Source organism: Chloroflexota bacterium (genome assembly GCA_040902225.1).
Taxonomy (GTDB): Bacteria; Chloroflexota; Limnocylindria; order QHBO01; family QHBO01; genus CF-167.
Genome location: JBBDXT010000002.1, coordinates 55544 through 78190, shown reverse-complemented (window position 1 = coordinate 78190; position 22647 = coordinate 55544). Strand labels below are relative to the sequence as shown.

Genomic DNA, 22647 nt, shown 5'->3' with positions numbered 1-22647 from the left:
TGTCATCCGGTCAGGCGGTCGCTGCCGAGCAGCCTCGTGTACACCGTCACCAGTCCCATCACCGCCACCACCAGCACGAAGGCCAGCGCCGCCGCAGCGGGGTAGTCGAGGCTGTCGAGGAACTTGCGCTGGATGATGTTGCCGACCATGAAGACCTGGGGGTTGCCGGACCCGATCACTTCGGCCGTGATGAAGTCACCCACCGTGGGGATGAAGGTCAGCAACGATCCCGCCACCACTCCTGGCAGCGACAGGACGAACGTGACCCGCCAGAAGGCCTGGGCGCGGCTGGCGTACAGGTCGGTGGCAGCTTCGATCAGGCGCCGGTCAATCTTCTCGAGGGCAACGTACAGAGGCAGAATCATGAACGGCAGGAAGTTGTAGGTCAGGCCCAGGATCACCGCCTCCGGCGTCGCAAGGAAGTGGTACTCGGGCGGGAGCAGGCCCAGGTCCTTGAGGAAGCCGAGCACCAGGCCGTTATCGGACAGGATCATTCGCCAATTCAGGGTGCGGATCACGAAACTCACGAAGAAAGGCAGCACCACCAGCAGCAGGAGGGCGTTCTTGAAGCGTCCTCCCCGGAATGCGATGGTGTACGCCACCGGGTAGCCGATGGCCAGGGTCAGCGCGGTAGTGATCAGGGCGAAGGTTGCCGAGCGGAAGTAGAGCTCCCAGTACTGGGCAATGACCTCAGGATAGATCCCGAAGTTCCAGGTCAGCTTGTAGCCAGTGTCGAATGTCCCGGTCTGCAGCGAGACGGCCAGCATGAGCGCCATCGGCACGGCGAAGAAAACGACCAGCCAGCCTCCGCCGGGGAGGAGCAGGAAGAGTGGCGCGAGCCCGCGGCGCACCGAACGCCCCGGCGTTATCAGCGATGGACTACGCGGGGGCCAGGTTCGTGAGCACAACCTCAAAGAGGTCGTTCCACTCGGTCTCTTCTTCCTCGGTCAGCTGCTTGTCGACGTAGGTCCCCGCGATCTGGTCCTCAGTCGGGACCAGGGTGGGTGCGATCGCCGTCAGCGTGTCGGCCCACTCCGGGTCGTCCGCCCTGGCGGCCTCGGCGTCTTCCAGGACCCGCTCCTCGATTCCCGCCACCGGAGAGAAGTAGCCGACCCACTCCGACAACATGGCCGCAGCATCCATGCCGTAGTAGTAGTCGATCAGCTTGTGTGCACCCTCGATGTTGGCGGCACCCTTGGGGATCACGAGGTTGTCGTTCCAGCGCATCCCGCCGCTGTCGGGAACGATGAACTTCACCTTGTCGTTGTCGTAGAAGTTCATCTGGCTGATGTCGCCCGACCAGGCGACGCTGATGGCCAGATCCCCGGCGGCCAGTGGTTCGTAATACTCGTTGCCATACCAGCCTCGGAAGTGGCCCTTCTCCACTGAGAGGAGCCTCTCCTGGGCCTTCTTCACGTCATCGACGGTCGCATTGGCCGGCTCGATGCCCAGCGAGAGGAGCGCCAGACCGAACATGTCGCGCATGTCACTGAAGCCGCCGACTCGCCCCGAGAACGCCGGATCCAGCAGGTCGTCGAAGGTGGTGATCTCGCGCTCGGTCAGCTCCGGGTCGTAGGCGATGCCGGTGATCCCGCCCTGCCACCAGACGCTGTACTTGTTTTCCGGGTCGGCCCACAGGCCCTTGGCGTAGTCCGCGCAGTTCTCCGTCCAGTTGGGCAGCTTGGAGTGATCGAGCTCCTCCAGCCACCCATTGCGGGCCATGCGCTCCACGACCCAGCTGCCGGGCGACATGATGTCCCACCCGGTGGCGTTGCCCGCGCGCAGGTCTGGCGAATACTTGGCCAGGAAATCGGCGTTGTCGAGCAGACCAACGTCGTACTCGACCTCAATCCCCGTTTCCGTGGTGAATGCGTCGAGGCTCGGGTGGCTTGAGCCATCCTCGGTCTCGTCGATATAGAACTCCCAGTTGAGCCAGGCGAGCTTGTTCGAGACGGACGAGCCCGGCGTGGCGCAGGCAGCCAGAAGGGATGGCAGCGTGAGCGCGGCGCCGAACGCCAAACCACCTCGCCCGGCGCGGCGCATGAAGGTCCGACGGCTGATCAGGTCCCTCCGCATCAGGTTGTCGATCGTCAGCTCGATCTGACTCCGGGGCTCCTGGTCACTCATCGGTCTCTCCTTCTTCGGACGTGTGCGGATCGCCGGCGACATGCTCAGCCGGGCCGCTGATCACGAACGTGTGCTGTGGCTTCCAGGTCATTTGGACCCGCTGGCCGCCGGCCAGCAGTTCGCCGGCCCCCGCGGTGTCGAGGTTCTGGGCATACACCGTCAGCCGATGCCCCTCGGCCGTCTGCACGAGATACTGGGTGCTCACCCCGATGTAGCTGGCATCGAGGACGGTCCCGCTCAGCACGTTCAGGCCGTTGCTGGCACCGGCGTCGGCGCGAGCATCGACGCGCAGCTTCTCCGGTCTGACGCCGAGCCGTACCGGTCCGCTGGTCGGCACGCCTTCGCCGGGGGCCCTCAGCAGCGTCCCGTCGCGAAGCTTGATGGTCACGAGCGAGCCGTCGGCGCCGGCGACGTCGCCCTCGAGGAGGTTCGAGACGCCCAGGAAGCCGGCCACGAAGGCGGTGCGCGGCCGCTCGTACAGCTGCTCGGGGTTGCCGAGCTGCTCGATCCGGCCGACGCGCATGACCGCGATCCGGTCGGACATGGTCATCGCCTCTTCCTGGTCATGGGTGACGTAGATGAAGGTGATCCCGACCTCGGTCTGGATCCGCTTCAGCTCGAGCTGCATCTGCTTGCGCAGCTTCAGGTCGAGCGCGCCGAGCGGCTCATCGAGGAGCAGGACGCGCGGGCGGTTGATGAGCGCGCGCGCGAGCGCGACCCGCTGCTGCTGCCCGCCCGAGAGCTGGGATGGCTTGCGAGCCTCGTAGCCGGGCAGCTCGACCAGCTCCAGCATCGCGCCGACCTGGTTTGCGATCTCGCTGGCGGCCACCTTCCGCCGGCGGAGTCCGAACGCGACGTTCTCGAAGACGGACAGATGCGGGAAGAGCGCGTAGTTCTGGAAGACCGTGTTCACGTCGCGCTTGAATGGCGGCAGGCCCGTGACATCGGCGTCGCCGAGGTAGATGGTGCCGGAGGTCGCCTCCTCGAAGCCGCCGATCATGCGCAGGGTGGTCGTCTTGCCGCAGCCGGATGGGCCGAGCAGCGAGAAGAACTCGCCCCGAACGACCTCCAGCGACAGGTCGTCCACCGCCACGACCTCGTGGAAGCGCTTCGTGATGTGGTCGAGCCGAACGTCGACGCTCTGCGGCAACCGGGGTCCCTCGTGTGAATATCGGGATCCTGATCGGGGAAGGTGGCCCTGCGGGCAAGACCGGAGTATAGGACCGTGCCGCGCGGCGGTGTCAACGAGCCGGGCTGCTAGACTCGCCCGACCGATGGACTTTGCCCTCTCAGCGCCGCATGTCGAGATTCGGCGCACCGTTCGCGACTTCGCCGAGCGCGAGATCGCTCCCGTGGCCGATGAGATGGAGCGCGCGGGCGAGTTCCCCAGCGAGATCATCCGCAAGGCAGCGGGACTCGGGCTGCTCGGCGTGCCCTACCCCGAGGAGGTCGGCGGCACGGGGCTCGACTCGCTGGCCTACGCGATCACCATCGAGGAGCTGTCGCGCGTGTCCGGCAGTGTGGGGATCATCGTCAGCGCGCACACCAGCCTCGGCTGCGCACCAATATTCACCGCCGGCACGCCGGAGCAGAAGGAGCACTTTTTGCGCCCGCTGGCAAGTGGCGCCAAGCTGGGCGCCTACGGGCTGACCGAGGCGGGAGCCGGCTCGGACTCGCGCGGGACGCGGACGCGGGCACATCGCGATGGCGACAGCTGGGTGCTGACCGGAAGCAAGCGCTTCATCACCAATGCCGGAGTGGCGGAGATCTACATCGTCACCGCTGTCACGGATCGGAATGCGGACTCCGGCAAGATCAGCGCCTTCATCGTCGAGGCGGGCACGCCGGGCTTCTCGATCGGTCGCATGGAGGAGAAGATGGGCCTCCATGCGAGCAACACCGGCGAGCTGCTGTTCGACGAGTGCCGGATCCCCGCCGAGAACCTGCTGGGAGAGGAGGGCGACGGGGATCGGCTCTTCCTGAAGACCCTCGATGGGGGCCGAATCGGGATCGCCGCCATGGCCCTTGGCCTCGCCCAGGCCGCGTACGAGGCCGCCTCCGCGTACGCCAGGGAACGGCAGCAGTTCGGCCGGCCGATCGCCTCGTTCCAGGGGATCGCCTTCAAGATCGCCGACATGGCGACCCAGATCGACGCGGCGCGCCTGATGGTCTACCGCGCCGCCTGGCTGAAGGACAGCGGCGAGCCCTACTCGACCGAGGCCGCCATGGCCAAGCTCTTCGCCAGCGAGGTGGCGCGCCAGGTGACCAACGACGCCGTGCAGGTGCACGGCGGCTACGGCTACATCACCGAGTATCGGGTCGAGCGCTATCTGCGCGACGCGAAGCTGACCGAGATCGGCGAAGGAACCAGCGAGATCCAGCGCATGGTCATCGCCCGCAACCTGCTCGGCGTGCGCGCGATGTGACAGAAAGGTGGCCGGACCCGGAGGTCCGACCACCTTCGACGTGAACGCGTCAGATGGGCTCTCGCCCGCTACCACTCACACTCGTTGGGTGGATCTTCGGGCGTGCACTCCGCCGTAACAGCGATCTGCTCGATGATCTCGAGCGCACGCTCGGCATCGAGGATCACGGGCGTGCCGGCTGTTCCGTCCGTATTGAACGGGGTGTACGCCTGGACGACGTGGTTCACGCCGCCATCGGTGTACGTGCCGGTGCCGGTGATGCCCTCGTAGTCGATGTCCTCGCCGTCGCGGATGAGGGCCAGGCAATCGGCGTACGTGTAGCACACCTCTCCCGGTGCCTCGCCGACCTCGTGCATCGCCGGCGCCCAGTCACTTGCCAGGTACGAGCCCCCGTACTCGACGGCGAGTGCCGTCTGGATGAGGAGGTCGTACGTCGAGAAGTGGTACAGGCCCGTCGGGTCCGCGTCCTCTGGCGCGGTGTGGGCCGTGCTCTCCCACAGCTCGGAGAAGAACTCCCAGGCCGGGGTGGTGTCGTTGTACGAGAAGGCCGCGAAGCCGATCGCCTCCTGCGAGGCGATCGCGGCGGCGCCCAGCGTATTCATGAACTCCGTCTGGATCCAGCCGGTCTCACCGATCCAGTTAAGCGACAGGCCGGCCTCGGCCGCCTGCTTGATGAGCGAAGCAGACTCTACTGATCCGGCCTGGACGATAACGGCGTCCGGTGCCAGGGCGGCGATGCGCTGGGCCTCGGCCCCGTAGGAGGGCTGCTCGGCAGGGACGTCGATGCGCGCGAGCACCTCGATGCCCACCGCCTCTGCGGCGTTCTCGGCGGCGTTCGCCGCCAATTGGAAGCCCTCGACCTGGGTGGCGAAGACCACGACCGACTCGGCCCCGATCTCCTCCGCGTACAGGATGCCGGACATGCCCAGCGCCTCGTCGAGGCCCTGTGCCCGGAAGATCGGCTCTGCGGCCTTGCCTCCGAGGTTACCGGGGACAGCGCCGCCGTGGACCGACGGCACAAGTGGCGAGTCATTCTCCTCCCACCACTCCATCATGAAGTCGCGGTAGGTCCTGTAGCCGTGGGCCATGCTCACAACGATCTCGGCACCGTGCTGCTCGAGGCAGGTACGTGCCGCCTGGGCCTCCCCGACCGTCCCGAGGTCTTCGTGGAAGAGCTCCCACGAGCGGCCCAGGGGCGGGTCGAGGTTGATCACCTCTTCGACCGGGAAGACCACGTCCTCCGTGAGCGACGTGCCGAAGGCCCCGAACTCGCCCGTGTAGTAGGCCAGCTCGCAGACCGCAACCGGCTCGTCCGACACCGACGGCGCCGGCGCGGTCGAGCCATCGGCCGACGCCCCGGGCGAGGTGCCGGTGCCGCACGCGGCGGCGAGGAGGGCGAGCGCCATGAGGACGGCCACTATTCGCCCCTGCCTGATGCTACGGATAATCACTGTTCCTCCTCCTGTGTCCTGCGCCAATGGGTGGGTCATCAGATGCGGTATGCCTCCTTGAGCTGCTCCGTGGTCAGGTCTGCGGCGTCCATCACTGCGTACGCCTTGCCAAGGGTCAGCACCATCACCCGGTCCGCGACCTCAAGCGCCTTCGTGGCGTTCTGCTCGGCCAGGATGATGGCGACCCCGCGGGTCTGGTGGATCTCCCTGATTTTCTCGAAGAACATGTCGACGTAGAGTGGGGACAGTCCCGCGGTGGGCTCGTCGAGGAGCAGGAGCCGCGGATCCTGCATGAGGGCCCGCCCGCAGGCCACCATACGCGACTCGCCGCCGCTGAGGGTCCCGGCCGTCTGCGCCTGCTTGGTCCGGAGGTCGGGGAACAGCTCGAACACCTCGGCCATCCGGTCGTCGCGCGAGCGTTCGCCGATCATGCCGCCCACGCTCAGGTTCTCGAGGACGGTGAGGTCCGGGAAGGTGCCATTCTCCTGCGGCACGTAGCCCATGCCGCGGCTGGCCGTCTCGTAGGGCGGCAGCGTGGACACATCCTCGCCCAGGAAGCGGATCGTGCCCGCCATGAGCGGGATGAGGCGGGCCAGGGTCGCCAGCAGCGTGGTCTTCCCTGCGCCGTTGGCCCCGAGCACGGCGAAGATCTCGTTCCGGACGGTGAGATCGAGGCTCTTCAGAACAGTGACCGCGTCATAGCCGCTGCGCAGGCCCTCTGCCTCGAGAGCCATCGGTCCGGTCGTCTCAGACATGGCCCTCTCCGAGGTACTTCTCGACGACGGTGCGGTGCTCGCGAATGGTCTGCGGGTCGCCCTTCAAGATGACGCTGCCCTCGGCCATGAAGGCGACCTCGTCGCAGAGGTTCCAGATGACGTTGAGGTCGTGCTCCACGATGATCACCGCGGTTCCGCCGGCGGCAAGCTCCCTGATGATGGTCATCACCTTCTCCGTGAGCTCCTCGGGAAGGCCGGCCGTCGGCTCGTCGAGCAGCAGGAACGTGGGCCTGAGGAGCAGGCAGCGGACGATGTCCAGCAGCTTCTTCTGGCCTGCCGACCTCGCGAAGCTCGTGGCGTCGGTGAACCCGAAGTAGTCCAGGAGCCTGCGCATATCCTCCTCGTGGCGGGCGAATGCGACCCGCTCGCTGAAGATGCGATGCGGCCGCTCGTACGACTCCTCGGTGACTGCCAGCAGGAGTGAATCCCAGATGGTCAGCTTGTCGAAGTCCATGATGACCTGGTTGCTTTTGACCACGCCGTGGTGCGCCATCCGATAGGCCGGCAGTTCCGAGAGCACCACCTCCGCGCCTCCGCTCGTGACGAGAGATACCGTGCCGCGGTCGAGCGGGATCGAGTGCATGACCATGCGCATCAGGGTCGTCTTGCCGGCGCCGTTCGGACCGATGAGCCCCTCGATGGGCTGGTCGCCCAGGACGAGATCGTCGACGTCGACCACGACCCGACCGGAGAAGCTCTTGACGGCGCCCCGGATCCGGATCTGGGGACGGGTGACCGCGCCGGCCGAAACCACGTCAGCGACCATGGATCTTCCTCATCAACCTGTCGCGCCGCATGTCGCCGAGCACGCCCAGCGGCCGGAACAGCAGGACGCCGATCAGGGTGGCTCCAAATACGGCCTCCCTAAGAACGGGGATGGCCTGCGTGTACCACTCGCGGGGGAAGGGGATGTACGACTGGATCACGATGTCGAACAGGCCCACGCTGAGAACCACCCCGACGACTGCCCCCCAAACCCGCAGTGTGCCTCCCAGCACCAGCCCCACCATGGCGGCGAGGGTGATATCCACGCCGAGGTTGGAGATCTCCAGGAAGCGCACATTTACCCCGTACATGGCGCCGAGCAGCCCCATCCCGGCCGACGCGATGGCGAACAGCCAGACCTTTGCGCGGTAGGTCGGCTTCCCCAGGCTGCGCGCCAGCGGCTCGTTGCTGCCGACCGCGATTAGCAGGCGCCCGTACGGCGAGCGGTGCACCCGCCACACGAAGACGAGGATCGCGACGACCACGACGGCGGTGATGACCAGCCACAGCAGCTCGTTGGCCTTGACGCTGCCGATGTCGTAGGGGAACCGAAGACCGCCCATTCCCAGCGCGCCGCCGGTGAGGTCCTGCTGCGTGGTCGCCAGGATGAGCACGGCTGCGGCGAACCCGAGCGTCCCGACCAGCACCCCGTCGGTGTCGAGGTCGGCGATCAGCCATCCGACCAGGAGGCCGCAGAGCCCCGCGACGATCGTCGCGATGGCCGCGCAGACCAGGAACTGCAGCGGATCGCCGAATGGCCAGTCCACCTGCACGTAGAGCACGCCGAAGGCGTACATCCCCACGCCCCAGAAGCCGACGACACCGAAGTTGGCGATCCGCGCCAATCCGAGCTCGAGATGGAGCAGCAGCCCGAGACCGATCACCATCACGACCTCGAACAGGCCAGAGATGAGGAACGCGTCGAGCCAGTCGAGGGTCATGTCATTACACCTTCGCCGTCTCGGTGAGCCGGCGCCCGCGCCACTTCAGGATCACCAGGAAGGCGACGATCAGGGCCAGCTGGGCGTACAGCACCTGGCCGAACTGCAGCGACATGGCGGCCAGCGCCACGCCGGTTGCCACGCCCACGGCAATGACCCCGCGCAGCCCCCAGGTGCCGCCGACCAGGACGACGAGCAGGACGAAGAGGAACTGCCGCCAGCCGAGGAGTGGCGCGACGGACGACGCGACGCCGTAGAACGCGCCCGCCAGCCCGCCGGCGAAGCCGGCGATGAACCAGATGAGGGTGGTGACGGCGAGCGGCCGAATCCCGCTCACCTGCGCCAGCTCTTCGTCGCTGGCAAGCGCGCGGATCTGGAGGCCGTAGCGGGATCGCTGGATGAACCAGTAGATCGCCAGTGCCAGCACGACGAGGCTGGCGAAGGCGAGGAGGCGGAACGATGACACCCCCACGCCGAGGATCCGGATGGTCTCGGGTGGCGGTACGTCGAAGAAGCGCACCGGGTAGCCGAAGACGAATTGCAGCCCATGCCGCAGGAAGATCGACAGCCCGAAGGAGATGATGATCATCTCCAGCACGCCCACTTTGCGCTGCTTCGCCACCCGGAAGATGAGCAGGTATGTCGCGACGCTGACGAGGCCGGCCATCAGTCCCGCGGGCACCAGGACGGTGAAGAAGTCGAGGCCGAAGGTCGTGTTGGCCCACACGCCGAAGTACGCGCCAAGCGTGATCGTCTCGGAATACGCCACGTTGATAAGGCCGGTGAGGCGGTAGAGCAGCGCGAAGCCGATCGCCGCCAGCACGAGCGGTGCGTGCTCGGTGACGCCGATGATCAGGGCCTGGATCACGAAGTCCATCAGCCGTCACCCTTGCCTGGGGCGGGGTGGCGTCACGCCATTAGGTGTGCACACGTACGGACGTTTCGTCGTCGTTCGTCCAGCGTCCTGCTCTCTCCCCATCCCGATGGGTGTCGGCCTCGGCACAGGACATCTCTCCACGCTGCGGGCTATCGACCCGACTGGCTCGGGACGGGGGCAGCTCGGGTCCTCGATAATCGATTGTCGATCGACGATAGGCGCTCCTGTTAGGCCAGTCAAGACTCCGAAATCCCGTGCTCTTCGTCACCGGCACGGGGGCTGAACGGCCCGTCGACCAGGGGACGGATTCGAGTTGACTGGATAAAGGACAATCCCTATCCTCGATAATCGATGATAAGCCATGGGCCCGCCGCTCTGGCCCCTGCAGCGCCGTGACCCAGAGGCTGTGAACCCGCTGGACGCCTTTCGCCTCGACGGGCGGGTAGCCCTCATTCCGGGGGGCGGGGGAGCCATCGGCTCAGCCATCGCAGCGGCCCTCGCTGCCGCCGGGGCGCAGGTCGCCGTGGTCGGCCGCTCGCGCGAGCGGCTGGAGGAGGCAGCGGCGCCGATTCGGGCGCAGGGTGGGACCTGCCTCGCGCTTGCGGCCGACGTGACCAACGCGGGCGAGTCGAATCGGATGGTGGCTCATGTGCTGGACCAGCTTGGCCGCGTGGACATCGTCGTGAACGCCGTGGGCGGCGGCGCCGGCAAGGTGCTCTTCGACGCAGAGCAGTACCCGGCCGAGGCGTGGGACTGGATCTACGACCTGAACGTCCGCAGCACCCTGGTGCCAACGCAGGCCGCGGTCAGGGCCATGATCGCGGCCGGGCACGGCGGTCGGGTGTTGAACATCAGCTCGGTGCGTGCCGCGCTGGGCATCAACGCCGGCTACTCCGCGTACGTCGCGGCCAAGGGCGCCATCAGCTCTCTCACGCGGCAATGGGCGACCGAATGGGCGAAGCACGGGATCACCGTGAACGCCATCTCGCCGACCTTCGTCGACACCCCCCAGGTCGCCATGCTGCTCGGCGATCCGGAGTTCAAGGCCAACATCGTGAAGCGCATTCCGCTCGGCCGCGTTGGCGGCACGGATGATCTGGTAGGGGCGGCGATCTTCTTCTGCTCGGATGCCTCGGCCTTCGTGACGGGGCAGATCCTGGGCATCGATGGCGGGCTGACCGCCACGCAGTAACAACGAGGAGCTGGCACATGGAGCGCGTGACGGACAACGTCTGCACCGACACGACCCAGCGCGGCTGCAATCCGAGCTACGTGACCACCACCGATGGCGTCGTCGTCATCGACACGCCGCAGCTGCCCACCCGGGCGGTGGCGATGCGCCGGGAGGCGGAGTCAAAGGGGCCGATCCGGTATCTGATCAACACCGAGCACCACGTCGACCACATCTTCGGCAACTACTTCTTCAAGGGCGCCGGCACGGTCGTCAACCACCAGGGCCTGTACGACAACTTCATGGTTCCCGGTCGGGACCTGGACCCGTTCGAGTACGCCAGGGAGGCCATCCCAACCGATGACCCCGATGGCGCCACCCTGTTCCCGGAGCGGGACGCCTACTATGCCGATCCGAACAAGGGCACGATCGTGTTCACCGGCGACGTGACCCTGCGGGTCGGCGACCACACCTTCCGGCTGCTCCACACGCCGGGTCACACGCCCGGCCAGCTCGCCGTCCACGTGCCGGAGGAGCGCGTCGTCTTCACCGGTGACACCGTCTTCAACGAGTGCCAGACCTGGCTCATGACCTCGAACGTGGAGCAATGGCTCGAGGCGCTGGATCGGATCAAGGCGCTGGACGTGGACCACCTCGTGCCAGGGCACGGCCCGGTCACCACCACCCGCTACCTCGACACGCAGCGCTCGGTGCTGCTCGAATGGAAGGCGGCCGTCGCCGCCGCCGTTGCCAAGGGCTGGACACGCGAGGAGACGATCGCACGGGTGAACTTCGCCGATCGCTACCCGGTCGACGTCGGCCAGGGCTACATGATGGAGCACATCCAGACGCTGAACGCCGGATCGCTCTACGACAAGCTGACCGCCGTCCCGGCAGGCCGCTGAGGAGCTGCCGAGGCGTGACCTCGGCCCACCGGAAGGAGACCGTCGTGGCATCCACCATGGAAGCGCTCGTCGTGCTCGCGCCCGAGCGCTTCGAGATCCAGGAGGTGCCGGTCCCCGAGCCCGGACCCAATGAGGTCCTGGCGCGTGTTCGGGCGGTCTCCATCTGCGGGACCGATGCGCACCTGATCCACGGCGACTATCCGGGTTTCTGGCCGCCTGCCTTTCCCTTCATCCCGGGCCATGAGTGGGCGGGGGAGGTCGCGGCGCTGGGGTCGGACGCCGACCGGCTGGGCTGGAAGGTCGGCGATCGCGTGGCCGGCACCTCGCACGACGCCTGTGGTGTCTGCCAGAAGTGCGTCGAGGGCCACTACAACCTGTGCGAGAACTACGGCAAGCAGGGGCTGCACCGCCAGTACGGGCACAACTACCAGGGGGCCGACGCGACCTACGTGGTCCACGGCGTGAAGTGCGTCTTCCGCCTGCCCGACGCGCTGACCTTCGAGCAGGGGGCGCTGATCGATCCCGCCTCCATCGCGCTGCACGTGGCGAATCGCGGCCTGGTGAGCCCGGGCGACACAGTCGCCATCACCGGTGCCGGCGCCATCGGCCTGCTGGCGGGCGATGCGGCGCTCATTCGCGGCGCCGCGCGGGTGATCGTGGTAGGTCGCGGCCAGCGGCTGGCGAAGGCGGCGGGCCTTGGCTTCGAGACCATCGACTCCGACGCCGGCGTTCCGGTGCCGGCCGTGCGCGACATGACCGGTGGCCTGGGCGCGGACGTCGTGCTCGAATGCGCCGGCGTGCCGCAGACCATGGCGTGGGCGATGGCCATGCTGCGCCGCGGCGGCCGTTGTGCCGCCGTGGGCATCCCGACCGCGTCGGCCGAGATCGACGTGCAGAAGCTCGTGCTCGATGAACTGGAGCTGGTCGGCTCCCGCGCCTCGGCGGGAGAGATGCGCCGCGTGATGCCCCACGTGGAGCAGGGGCGGATGCGCGTCAGCGAGATGATCACGCATCGCTTCCCCCTGAGCCGCTACGGGGAGGCGATTGCGACCTTCAACGACCGATCCAGCGGGGCCATCAAGATCATCGTCGCTCCCTGAGGGGGGAGTCCGCCGGCTAGGCCCGTCCCGCCGCCACTTCGTCAGTTCGCGTCCGGCCGGCGAGCCGGATGAGGTCCTCGTGAAGCTCGAACCAGACGCTGTGGTAGCTGTCCACGCGGGGTGATGCGATGTAGGCGGTATCGCCGTCGCGCGCGCAGTCCGCGGCGCGCTGAAGGCGGGCTTCATACGCGGCCAGCCGGTCGAGGCGCGTGGTGAGCGGGTGGAGCCATGCGACGACGTCGGTATGCAACGCGGCAAGCCGATCGAGCACGCTGCGGTCGTACGCGGCGTCACTGTGGTCATTCAACGTCTGCGCGCCGTCCACGTCGCGCATCTGCCAAGCGGTCACCGCCTCCTTCACCCGGCCGTCGAGCCTCAGGAAGGCATCGAGCGCCGCGACAGCCTCGTCGGCTCCCCAGCGCTCGCCGTCGTCGGCCACCAGCTCCGCGGCCGCGGCCTTGCCGTCGGCGGTCAGCCGAAAGGCGCCAGCCGAGATTTCGAGCAGGCCATCGGCCACCAGGCGATCGAGCAAGTCGGCCGCCTGCTCGGGCGTCGAGAACATGCAGGCGGCAAGCACCTCCGGAGTGGCGTAGGCCTTGATGAGCAGCGTTCGCAACACGTCCTCACGCACGAGGGATCCGCTTACCGCCGGCGCCGAAGCTCCTCCCTCCGCGAGCTGGATCCCAAGGCCCAGCTCACGCGCCCAGGCCTGCAGGATCGCGGCCTCCGCAACCACCTCCTGCGCGCCGGCCACCTCGCCGGCGAACACCTCGCCGCTGCTGCCGTCGATGGTGATCGTGTCGCCGACCGCGAACGCGCGATCGCCGATGCGGACCTCGCCGGCCGTGATGCGCACCGCCTCAGCCCCGACCACGGCCGGAAGGCCCCAGCCACGCGCGACGACCGCCGCGTGGCTGGCCAGGCCCCCGCTGGCGGTAAGGATGCCCGCCGACTTGGCCATGCCGTGCACGTCATCGGGAGACGTTTCGGCCCGAACCAAGATGACGCGGCGCCCAGCCTCAGCGGCCGCAACCGCATCGTCGGCCGAGATAACGATCTCGCCGCACGCGATCCCCGGAGATGCGCCCAACCCGGCAGCCACCGCCTCGACCCCGCTTGGGTGCTCGACCTGCAGGCGGGGTGGGTCGCCCAGCAGGGGCAGCACGCGCTGCACCGCCTCGGCTCGCGTGACCGGGAAATTCGGATCCTCGGCCATGTCGACCGCGATGCGCAGCGCGGCCTGCGGGCTGCGCTTGCCGACCCGCACCTGCAGCATCCACAACCGGCCGCGTTCGATCGTGAACTCGATGTCGCACAGGTCGGCGAAATGGCGCTCCAACGCGATGGCGTGTCCGCGCAGCTGGCGGGCGACGTCGGGCATGCGATCGTCGAGCACGCTGATCGGCTCGGTGCGATGGTCGCCGGCAACCACGTCTTCGCCCTGCGCGTTAAACATGACGTCGCCGTAGAAGGTCGCCTCGCCGGTGGCGGGGTTGCGGGTGAACAGCACGCCGGTGCCGGAATCGGCCCCCAGGTTGCCGAAGACCATCGCCTGCACGGTGACCGCAGTACCGAGATGGTCAGGGATTCCCTCGTGCCGCCGGTAGCTGCTCGCACGTTCGCTGTTCCACGAGGCGAAGACGGCAGCGATGGCGGCGCGCAGCTGGTCCCATGGATCAACCGGCACCTCGTTCTCCCCAACGATTGCGCGATACATCGTCGTGAAGCGGGCAAGGCAGCCGGCGGCGAACGCTGGGTCGCCCGCCGCGCGCGCCAGTCCGGCCATCGTGACCTGGTTGAGGCCCAGGTTGAGGATGGTGTCCATCATGCCCGGCATCGACGCCGGGGCACCAGAGCGCACGCTCACGAGCAGCGGATCGTCGGCCGCGCCGAACCGCCGGTCCACGGCCTGCTCGACGCGCCGCATCTGCGCCCGTACCTCCTCCTCCAGGCCGTCGGGCCAGCCGCCGGCCAGGAAGTCGGTGCAGGCGGTGGTAGCGATGGTGAATCCCGGCGGGACCGGCAGCCTCAGCGCGGTGACCATCGTGCTCAGGCCGGCCGCCTTGCTGCCGATCAGCCTGTTCAGGTCCGGCAACGGCAGGGCATGCGGATGGTCGAACGGGTAGAGGTAAGTCACGCCAGCATCCTTTCGGGCAAGGGCCTAGACGACGGCCACGGGGTCCACCATTGATCCGGTGGCGCCTCGGATCTTCAGCGGCAGGGCGACGAACAGGAACTCGTACATGTGCTCGCGTGCCAGCGCCTCGAGATCGAGGCTCTCCATCAGGTAGATGCCGTTCTCGATGAGGAGCAGCGTGTGGACCGGCTGCGGATTGCCGGTCGGCCCGGGGTCGGGCGCCGGCTGGACCTCGTAGGTCTCGGTATCGGTCCCGGTGGCGATCACGCCGCGTTCGAGCAGCCATTGCGCGGCCGACAGATCGGGCCCCGGGGTCTTGTGTTCGGCCATGGCATCGGCGTCCGGCCAAAGGCTCATGTACCCGGTGCGAATGACGACCACGTCCCACCGCTCGACCGATACCCGCTGGGCCGAGGCAATCGCCTCCAGCTCAGTCGCGTCGATCGCTGATCCCTTGGGCAGGCAGGCGACCCCGCGATGCGCGGCCGCATCCAACAGGACGCCACGGGTGAAGAATGGCGGCAGGCTCGACGCGTCGTTCAATGTTGGGCCGGAGTCACCCAGGTGCGCGTCGGCGCTGCCACCATACCAGTGCATATCGTCGCCGACCGTCATGTGGGCCAGCGCGTCGATGTGCGCCCCCGAGTGGCTGGTGGCCATGACGTACTCGGCCATGTACCCCAACCCCGCATCGTTCACAGGCCCCCAGGGCTGGGCCCCGGCGACCCGAATGCCGCGCGGCGTGCGGTAGTTGAGGACCTGGAAGGGCGGGTGTCCCGGGAAGAGCGGCATGCCCGGATAGCGCACAGCGGCCAGCGAGAGCATGCGGCCGCTCCGCACCAGGCGGGCGGCGCGGACAAGCTGATCGGCTGGCAGCCTGGCCACCGGACCGATGTCGGCTGCGGTCATGACGCGACCTCCCTCTCCGGCGCCCCTCGCCGCTCCTCGAGTGCTTCCCAGACCCGTTGCGGCGTGAGCGGCAGGTCGCGAATGACGACGCCGGTTGCGCCGTGGACCGCCGCTGCGACCGCTGCGGCGACGCACAGCAGCGCGCCCTCGCTCATGCCCTTCGCGCCGTACGGTCCCGGCCCGTCCTCGTTCTCCACCATGTCGCTCACCATCTCGAGCGGCAGATCCTTGCTGGTGGGGATGCGGTAGTCGATGGCGCCCAGGTTTCTGACCCGCCCGGCATCGTCGAAGATGTAGTGCTCCATGAGCGTGTGACCGAGCCCCATGATCGCGGCGCCCTCGTCCTGCATCCGGACCTGGAGCGGGTTGAGGGCCTTGCCGACGTCCGACACGGTCACATGGCGATGCAGCAGGATCTCGCCGGTCTCGGGGTCGACCTCGGCCTCGATCGCCGTGCAGTTGAATTCGTAGAAGGCAGCCGATCCACCCAGCGGATGGCCCGGCTCGCCCTCCTTGCGCGCCATGCCGTTGCCGATGAGCTCGCCGCCGAGCCGGCCAAGGCCCTCGATGAGGATCTCGACCAGCGGAATCTCCCGTCCCGACACGCTGGCCGTCCCGCTCGCGACGAGGACCGCCGCCGGGTCGACGTCGTGCAGGCGGGCCGCCATGGTCGCCAGCTGGCGCTGGATCTGGTGGCAGGCGTCCAGGACGGCATTGCCCATCAGCACGCTGGATCGGCTGGCGGACGTCTGCTGGTCGTATGGCACCGCGAAGGTGTCGCCGGTGATGACGTTGATCCGCTCCATTGGGACGCCCAACTCCTGGGCGGCGATCTGCGCGAAGATCGTGCGCGCCCCCTGCCCCATGTCCGAGGTGCCGGTATAGACCAGCAGGCTCCCGTCGCCCAGGAACCGGACGGTGGCATACGACAGCCCGGTCGTAGGTCCCAGCTTGATGCCGACCGCGATGCCGCGGCCACGGCCCGCCGCGACGGGATCCGCCCAGCCGATGAGCTCGGCGGCGCGGCGGACTGCCTGCTGCCAATCCCCGTCGGCGGGCAGGTCAGTGGGGATGAACCGCTCGCCCTGGCGGGCGAGGTTGCGCAGCCGGATCTCCAGCCCGTCGATACCGAGCTGCCGCGCAGCTTCGTCAAGGTTGGACTCCACCGCCCAGTTGACCTGCGGTGCGCCGAAGCCGCGGAACGCGGTGGATGGCGGGGTGTGCGACAGGATGGAGCGCGCCACGATCTGCGAGGCCGGCACGCGATACGGGCCGTTGCCCGGGTATGCACCCTTGCCCACCACGCGATCGGAGATATCCGCGTAGGCCCCCAGCAGGTAGTTGGCCTCGATCTCGCGGAAGGTCACGGTGCCGTCGGTGCGGAAGCCCGTGCGCACGCGGATCTCGGACGAGTTGCGCCGCACCGCCTGGAACGTCTCCTCCAGGCTGAGGATGAGGCGCACCGGGCGCCCGGTGCGGAGGGCCATGAACGCGACCAGCGGCTCGAACTTGGCGTGCTGCTTGCCCCCGAACGCCCCGCCCGGATCGGGCGCCAGCACGCGCACCTTGGAGAGCGGCAGCCCCAGGATCTTGGCGATTGTCCGCTGCAGCCAGAACGGATGCTGAATCGAGCTCCAGATGGCGATGCCGTCGCCGTCGGGGGCCGCGATGAAGCCATGCGGCTCGATCGCGAAGTGGGTGACCATCGGGAAGGTGTAGGTGTCCTCTACGACGAGGTCAGCCTGCGCGGTGTTCACGTCACCCCATGCATACCGGTGCTCACGCAGCAGGTTGGTGCCCGCCAGCGGATCGTTGGGGCGCAGCGACGGATCCTGGACGAGCGGGGCGTCCGGCGCCAGGGCGGCGGCGATGGTGAACACCGCTGGCAGCTCCTCGACCTCGACCCGCACCAGCCGTGCCGCCTCCTCGGCCGCATCCTTGCTCTCGGCGGCGATCGCCGCCACCGGCTCGCCGTGGTACTTCACCTCGTCGACCGCGATCACCGGCCGGTCGGCGAATTGCGGACCGAAGCGGGGCACTGGCTGTGGCAGATCGGCGGCGGTGAGCACCAGGTGGACGCCGGGCACGCGTCGCGACTCCGCCGGATCGATCGAGACGATGCGCGCGTGGGCCGTGTCGAGGGTGACCAACCGGGCGTGGAGCATGTCCGGCAGATGGATGTCCGCGACGTATTGCTGCAGCCCGGTCACCCGTCCATGCCCACCTCCGCGCCGCGGCGACTGGCCGACGATTCCGGTCATCGGTGTCGTGCCTCGGCGGCGGCCAGGACGGCATCGGTGATCTGCTCGTATGCGGCGCAGCGGCACAGGTTGCCGGCCAGCGCCTCGTGGATCTCGTCCACGGTCGGGTCCGCGTTGCGCTCCAGCAGCGCCTCGGCCGACATCAGCTGACCCGGGATGCAGAAACCGCATTGGGTGGCGCCCCGGTCGAGGAACGCCTGCTGCAGCTCGCTCAGCTCTGGCCCGCGCGCGAGGCCCTCGACGGTGCGGATGTCGTGTCCATCCGCCTCGACGGCGAGCATGAGGCAGGAGTTCACGGTGCGCCCATCGACGATGACCGTGCAGGCGCCGCACTCGCCGACCACGCAGCACTCCTTCGACCCGGTGAGTCCCAGCTGATCGCGCAGGACCTCCAGCAGCGTGTGGTGCGCGGCAACGTCGAGGTGCTGGGGGCGCCCGTTGATGCCGACGTCGATCGGAAGCCGCTCGCTCACCGCACCTGCCCTCCGCCGAGCCGGCCCAGAGCGGTGTGCAACGCCCGCATGGCGAGCACGGGCAGCATGGCCAGGCGATACTCCGGGCTGGCGCGGACCGACCCGGCGGATGGAGATGCCTCGGCCAGCATTGTCTCCAGGATGGGCGCCTTGGCTTCGTCCGGCGCGGCCGGGTCGGCCAGCACGCCGCTCTCGTCGGCGAAGACGAGCGGCTTGGGCCCCACGCTGCCGTAGGCCAGGCGCGTCGAGCCCGATGCGTCCACGGCGCAGCACATCGTGATCGAGGCCAGGTCGGTGCCCCGTCGGCGCGTCAGACGCACGTAGCTGTCGCCCGTCCGTCGGTCCGGGAGCGGCAGCTCCACCGCGGTCACCAGCTCGCCGCGCTGCAGGGTCGTCTGGCGCGAGCGGACGAAGAATTCGCGGATCGGGATGCGGCGCGCGCCACGGGGGCCGAACGCCACCACCTCGGCCCGGTGGACGAGCAGGGGCGGCGCGGTATCCGCGGCCGGTGACGCGTTGCAGATGTTGCCGGCCAGGGTGGCCCGGTTGCGGATCTGCACCGAACCGACCACGGCCGCCGACTCGGCCAGGGCCGTGAACAGCTCGGCGATCGTCGCGTCCGACTCGATGTCGCTCATCACCGTCCCGGCGCTGATGACCAGGCGACCGTCGACGAGACGGATGCGCGGCTCGAGGTCGGGGATGCGCTTGAGGTCGATCACGACGTCCGGCTCGAGGGTGCGGTCCCGCAGCCCGATGACCAGGTCCGTGCCGCCGGCGATGATCTGGGCCTGGGGACCGTGCTCGTCAAGCAGCGCGACAGCCTCTGCCAGGCTGCTCGGGCGTGCGTAGCGGAACGGGTGCATGGTGGGGCGCGCGCCTTCCTACAGAACCCGGTCCACCTCGTCCATCAGCACCTGCGGGTTCGCAGCGCGGACGAAGTAGTACGGACGCTCGGCGAAGCGTGCGACGAAGGCGGCACGAGCGAGGCGCAGCGCCTCGTTGTCGATGATCGGCATCGGCCAGCCCGGAGCCAGCAGCTCGTTGAGCAAGAGGTAGTTCTGCAGCGAGTGGAGCGTCTGGAACTGGCGTTCAAACGGGATCATCTCGACCAGGCTGGGGTCGAAGTTGCCGTCGATGGCGGGCACGATCACCACGTCGACGTTCGTTGGCGATTCGTATGCCTCCCAGCTGGGCATGTCGCCGAAGAAGATCTCCACGCCGCGGTTCGGAGCGGCCTTGTCGGCCCGTTCGGTTCCCTCCGCTCGCTTCTTGATGAAGACGTCCTTCGAGCCCATCACCGCCATCCCGTCCTCATCCACGACCGTCGTCTCGGTGGAGACCAGCAGGCCGCCGCGGCGGCACGCCTCGATCTGTCCCATGCTCTTGCCGTGGTTCGACTCGCCACCCAGGAACATGATCGTGCGGTCGCGGTAGCGGACTGCGGACGCATGGAACGGGTGCAGACCTCCCGCCTCCATGCGCAGCGCGAGCATGGCAACCACGACCTTCTGCAGAGGTCCGGCCGGCCAGCTGCCGGTGAACGTCATCTGCCTGTCGTCGTAGGCGATCGCCCTGTCGCCGTCCACCCGCCAGATGACATCGGCTTCGGGCAGGGAGACCTGTGCGGCGTAGTGGACGTCCGCCAGGCGGTAATTGAGGAAGTTCATGTCCTCCAGGATATGGTCGCGCGGCTCATCGCCGACGATGTCGATGCGAAGGCGGGCCGTCCCGCAGGTGAGCTCCTCCGAGAGATGGAGAGAGGCGTCGGTCGGCACTACGTTCATCGTGTCCTTTCGGTCAGGAGTGGGTCGTGCGTCGTGGGAGCGGCCGTCCACAGCTCGGTCAGCATGGCACCCAGGAACAGGTAGTGCCGGTCGAGCGCGTCCGTGGCGCCCGCGGCGTCGCGATGGCGGAGCGCGTCCAGGACCGGTTGGTGGACATCCGCGATCAGATGTCGATCGGCTCCCGGAATGACCAGCGTGATGTAGGTGTGCGACACCGGCTCAAGCTGGCGCCACACGCGCTGCAGCGTGGCGTTGCCGGACAGCTCTATGAGGCGGCCGTGGAACATCGCGTCGGCCATCGCCTCGGCGCGAGCATCATCTGCACGGGCGGCACGGCGCATCTCGCCGAGGTACCCGGTCAGCTGGTCGACGTCGCGGTCGGTGATGGTCGTGACTGCCAGTCGTGCGGCGAGCGACTCGAGCTGCGATCGGACCACGAACGCCTCCAGCAGCTCCTCAGCGCTGGGCCGTCGAACACGGGCGCCCCGGAAGGCCGACGCCTCGACCAGCCCGAGCGCCTGAAGGTCGCGCAGAGCCTCCCGCACCGGCGCCTGGCTGATGCCGAGCTCGCGCGCGACGCGCGTCTCGACGATCCGGGCGCCGGGCGGGAAGCGTCCGTCAAGGATCGCCTGGAGGAGGCGATCCTTGACCTGTTCGCTCAGCACCAAGCGCGAGACCGAGGCCTCTCGGGACATCGAGGCGTGCCGGTCAGGCCACGAACTCGGCTTCTGGCGCGGGAGCCTTGGGGCCCGTCGTCTCGAGGATCTCGACCACGCCCCGCGTTCCGTCGACCCGGATCCGGTCGCCCGACTTGATCTGCTGTGTCGCAACCGACGAGCCGATCACGGCCGGGATGCCGAACTCACGCGACAGGACCGCCGGATGCGAAACCGTGCCACCGGCATCGGTCACCAGACCCACGATCTTCGTGAACAGGACGACCCACGCCGGGTTCGTCATCTGGCAGACCAGGATGTCGCCGGCGCGGACCTCGTCGAACTGGTCCTCGGTGAGCACCACGCGCGCGATCCCCTCGACCACGCCCGGCGAGCCGCCGATGCCGGTGACCTCCCCTGCCACGGTCGACTCCTTGCGGTAGAACTTGTCCGGGAAGCCCCACAGGTTCAGGTACGGGAAGTCGAGCTGGGACTGCGTGACGGTGCCGATCCAGTCCTTCGGCCGCTTCAGGTACGACGCCTCCCGCTCCGCGCGACGCTGCGCCACGATGGGGCGACCGTCCAGCACCGATGCGTCGCCCAGGAGCACGCGCAGCTCGTTGTAGCGAAGCATGATCACGTCGTCTGGCTGGTCGAGGACGCCGTCGGCGACCAGCTTCTTGCCGATGGCGACCAGGACCAGGCGCACGTGCGCATTGGCTCCCTGGTCGATGTAGAAGTGGTGATCCGGCGTGAGCGGCGCCATCCGCAGGTTGATGTCGTTGGCGGCGCGCATCTCCTCGAGCGCCTCGCCCTCGAGGCCCTGCAGGATCTCCTTCGCCGCGGCATCGATGTCGTCCGCGACCGCCTTGATCGTCTTTGGGTAGTCGTAGTCGGTCTCCATGTAGCCGCGGATCAGCTCCAGGACGGGCTCCATCTGCTCCCGGACAGTCGGGAAGATGAACTCGTGGCTCCACACCGCATGCCAGCCGAACTCCTTCTGGTAGCGCTCGACGCGTTCGGCGATGAAGCGGCGGCCATGGTTCGAGGCCTCGAGGGCCGTCCGGATGTCACCGGCCGTCTCGTGCCGGAAGGCAGCTGCCAGCTCCGAATCCGCCCTGGCCTCCTCCTTCATCCTCCACAGCGCCTCGATCGAGTCCCAGTTGCGGTCCTTGGCCGAGTTCTGCAGCCGGCCGAGCAGCGCCTCGTCGATCTTGCCGTGCGTCCTCTCCATCACCGCCCGCAGGTTGAGCGTGGCCGACAGCTGGGCGAAGTTCAGCATCCAGTGGATCTTCCAGTGCCGATCGTGGATGTCGATCGCGTCCTCGAGCAGGCAGGCCAGCTCGGCGAGCGACATGTTGTCGGCCTCGTCCAGCCGGCTCTCGAGATAGGCGAAGTTGCGGTCCATCTCCGGCACCAGCCGATCGCGCCACCAATCGGCGAATTGAAGCCCGTAGACGGGCAGCACCTTGTTCAGGTAGACACCGATCTTCTCCGGGTAGCCGGCCATGTGGGGCGTTCGTGCGACGTAGCGCGCCTGGTATTCCATGGCGTCGATGGCGTACTCGGGATCGGCCGGAATGGCAGCGGTGTACAGGTAGCCGTTGACGTTCTTGGCCAGCCAGTCGCAGGCGAACGGCGTCCCGAAGCGGCGGAACATGTGGTCACAGGTGAGCCACCACCCGCCGATGTCGAAGTACATCGGGCTCAATGGATGGGGGCAGTGAAGGTCGTCGTAGACCCAGAAGAGCTCGCTCTCCGTCTCGGATTCCCAGGTCACCGGGAACTCTTCGTTCCCGAGGAACTGGCCGAGGACTTCTTCCTTGATCGCCACCGAGGTCACCTCCAGGTGTGGTCTGCTCTCGGCTCCGACCGGCCGGGACCC

At 68.0% G+C, this 22647-nt stretch carries 20 protein-coding genes; 4 read left to right on the top strand and 16 right to left on the bottom strand.

Translation table 11 applies throughout. The features are described from left to right. Positions 1-2 precede the first annotated feature (2 nt). From WEB29_00405 to WEB29_00395, 3 genes are read right to left on the bottom strand one after another with little or no spacing between them, the layout of a single operon-like run. On the bottom strand, positions 3-851 hold the full coding sequence (locus tag WEB29_00405; protein MEX2135404.1) for an ABC transporter permease: 849 nt from the start codon (positions 849-851) through the stop codon (positions 3-5). Positions 852-879: 28 nt separating this feature from the next. After that, on the bottom strand, positions 880-2127 hold the full coding sequence (locus WEB29_00400) for a spermidine/putrescine ABC transporter substrate-binding protein (GenBank protein ID MEX2135403.1): 1248 nt from the start codon (positions 2125-2127) through the stop codon (positions 880-882). Next, positions 2120-3277: an ABC transporter ATP-binding protein gene (locus WEB29_00395; GenBank protein ID MEX2135402.1), complete on the bottom strand. Its 1158-nt coding sequence runs from the start codon at positions 3275-3277 to the stop codon at positions 2120-2122. The genes WEB29_00400 and WEB29_00395 overlap by 8 nt, the downstream gene beginning before the upstream one ends. A gap of 124 nt (positions 3278-3401) precedes the next feature. On the opposite strand from WEB29_00395, the gene WEB29_00390 reads away from it, so the two are divergent. Continuing rightward, positions 3402-4553, top strand: coding sequence for an acyl-CoA dehydrogenase family protein (locus WEB29_00390; GenBank protein MEX2135401.1), 1152 nt, complete (start codon positions 3402-3404; stop codon positions 4551-4553). 68 nt (positions 4554-4621) lie between these two features. On the opposite strand, the gene WEB29_00385 is transcribed toward WEB29_00390, so the two are convergent. The 5 genes from WEB29_00385 to WEB29_00365 form a co-directional block, all read right to left on the bottom strand. Further along, the gene (locus tag WEB29_00385; GenBank protein MEX2135400.1) at positions 4622-5959 is read right to left on the bottom strand and encodes an ABC transporter substrate-binding protein; all 1338 of its coding nucleotides are present in this window, start codon (positions 5957-5959) and stop codon (positions 4622-4624) included. Positions 5960-6042: 83 nt separating this feature from the next. Then, positions 6043-6759, bottom strand: a complete 717-nt coding sequence (locus WEB29_00380; protein ID MEX2135399.1) for an ABC transporter ATP-binding protein — start codon at positions 6757-6759, stop codon at positions 6043-6045. Next, a complete protein-coding gene (locus tag WEB29_00375) occupies positions 6752-7546 on the bottom strand; it encodes an ATP-binding cassette domain-containing protein (protein ID MEX2135398.1) in 795 nt (264 codons plus the stop codon). The genes WEB29_00380 and WEB29_00375 overlap by 8 nt, the downstream gene beginning before the upstream one ends. Beyond that, entirely contained in the window at positions 7536-8486 is a 951-nt protein-coding gene (locus WEB29_00370) for a branched-chain amino acid ABC transporter permease (GenBank protein ID MEX2135397.1), read from the bottom strand. Before WEB29_00370 ends, WEB29_00375 begins: the two co-directional genes overlap by 11 nt. Before the next feature lie 4 nt (positions 8487-8490). After that, entirely contained in the window at positions 8491-9363 is an 873-nt protein-coding gene (locus tag WEB29_00365; protein MEX2135396.1) for a branched-chain amino acid ABC transporter permease, read from the bottom strand. A gap of 361 nt (positions 9364-9724) precedes the next feature. Here WEB29_00365 and WEB29_00360 point away from each other — a divergent pair, with 361 nt between their 5' ends. Genes WEB29_00360 through WEB29_00350 form a run of 3 tightly spaced genes read left to right on the top strand, consistent with a single transcriptional unit; the run spans position 9725 to position 12539 of the window. Then, positions 9725-10555, top strand: a complete 831-nt coding sequence (locus WEB29_00360) for an SDR family oxidoreductase (GenBank protein ID MEX2135395.1) — start codon at positions 9725-9727, stop codon at positions 10553-10555. Positions 10556-10572: 17 nt separating this feature from the next. Next, positions 10573-11439 carry an MBL fold metallo-hydrolase gene (locus tag WEB29_00355; protein ID MEX2135394.1) on the top strand — a complete coding sequence of 289 codons (867 nt, stop codon included), beginning with the start codon at positions 10573-10575 and terminating at the stop codon, positions 11437-11439. A gap of 44 nt (positions 11440-11483) precedes the next feature. Continuing rightward, complete coding sequence (locus WEB29_00350) at positions 11484-12539, top strand: alcohol dehydrogenase catalytic domain-containing protein (protein MEX2135393.1); 1056 nt, start codon at positions 11484-11486, stop codon at positions 12537-12539. A 16-nt stretch (positions 12540-12555) separates the two neighbouring features. On the opposite strand, the gene WEB29_00345 is transcribed toward WEB29_00350, so the two are convergent. The 8 genes from WEB29_00345 to WEB29_00310 are packed head-to-tail and all read right to left on the bottom strand — an operon-like array spanning position 12556 to position 22596. After that, on the bottom strand, positions 12556-14676 hold the full coding sequence (locus WEB29_00345) for a pyruvate, phosphate dikinase (GenBank protein ID MEX2135392.1): 2121 nt from the start codon (positions 14674-14676) through the stop codon (positions 12556-12558). 24 nt (positions 14677-14700) lie between these two features. Continuing rightward, positions 14701-15585: a cyclase family protein gene (locus tag WEB29_00340; protein MEX2135391.1), complete on the bottom strand. Its 885-nt coding sequence runs from the start codon at positions 15583-15585 to the stop codon at positions 14701-14703. Further along, complete coding sequence (locus WEB29_00335) at positions 15582-17846, bottom strand: xanthine dehydrogenase family protein molybdopterin-binding subunit (protein MEX2135390.1); 2265 nt, start codon at positions 17844-17846, stop codon at positions 15582-15584. The genes WEB29_00340 and WEB29_00335 overlap by 4 nt, the downstream gene beginning before the upstream one ends. Next, positions 17843-18319 (bottom strand): (2Fe-2S)-binding protein, encoded by a 477-nt coding sequence (locus WEB29_00330; GenBank protein ID MEX2135389.1) that lies wholly within the window; start codon positions 18317-18319, stop codon positions 17843-17845. Before WEB29_00330 ends, WEB29_00335 begins: the two co-directional genes overlap by 4 nt. Then, the gene (locus WEB29_00325; GenBank protein ID MEX2135388.1) at positions 18316-19185 is read right to left on the bottom strand and encodes a xanthine dehydrogenase family protein subunit M; all 870 of its coding nucleotides are present in this window, start codon (positions 19183-19185) and stop codon (positions 18316-18318) included. Before WEB29_00325 ends, WEB29_00330 begins: the two co-directional genes overlap by 4 nt. A gap of 18 nt (positions 19186-19203) precedes the next feature. Then, entirely contained in the window at positions 19204-20106 is a 903-nt protein-coding gene (locus WEB29_00320; protein ID MEX2135387.1) for a hypothetical protein, read from the bottom strand. Further along, positions 20103-20801, bottom strand: a complete 699-nt coding sequence (locus WEB29_00315) for a GntR family transcriptional regulator (GenBank protein ID MEX2135386.1) — start codon at positions 20799-20801, stop codon at positions 20103-20105. Before WEB29_00315 ends, WEB29_00320 begins: the two co-directional genes overlap by 4 nt. Before the next feature lie 13 nt (positions 20802-20814). Further along, on the bottom strand, positions 20815-22596 hold the full coding sequence (locus WEB29_00310; protein ID MEX2135385.1) for a PEP-utilizing enzyme: 1782 nt from the start codon (positions 22594-22596) through the stop codon (positions 20815-20817). Positions 22597-22647 lie beyond the last annotated feature (51 nt).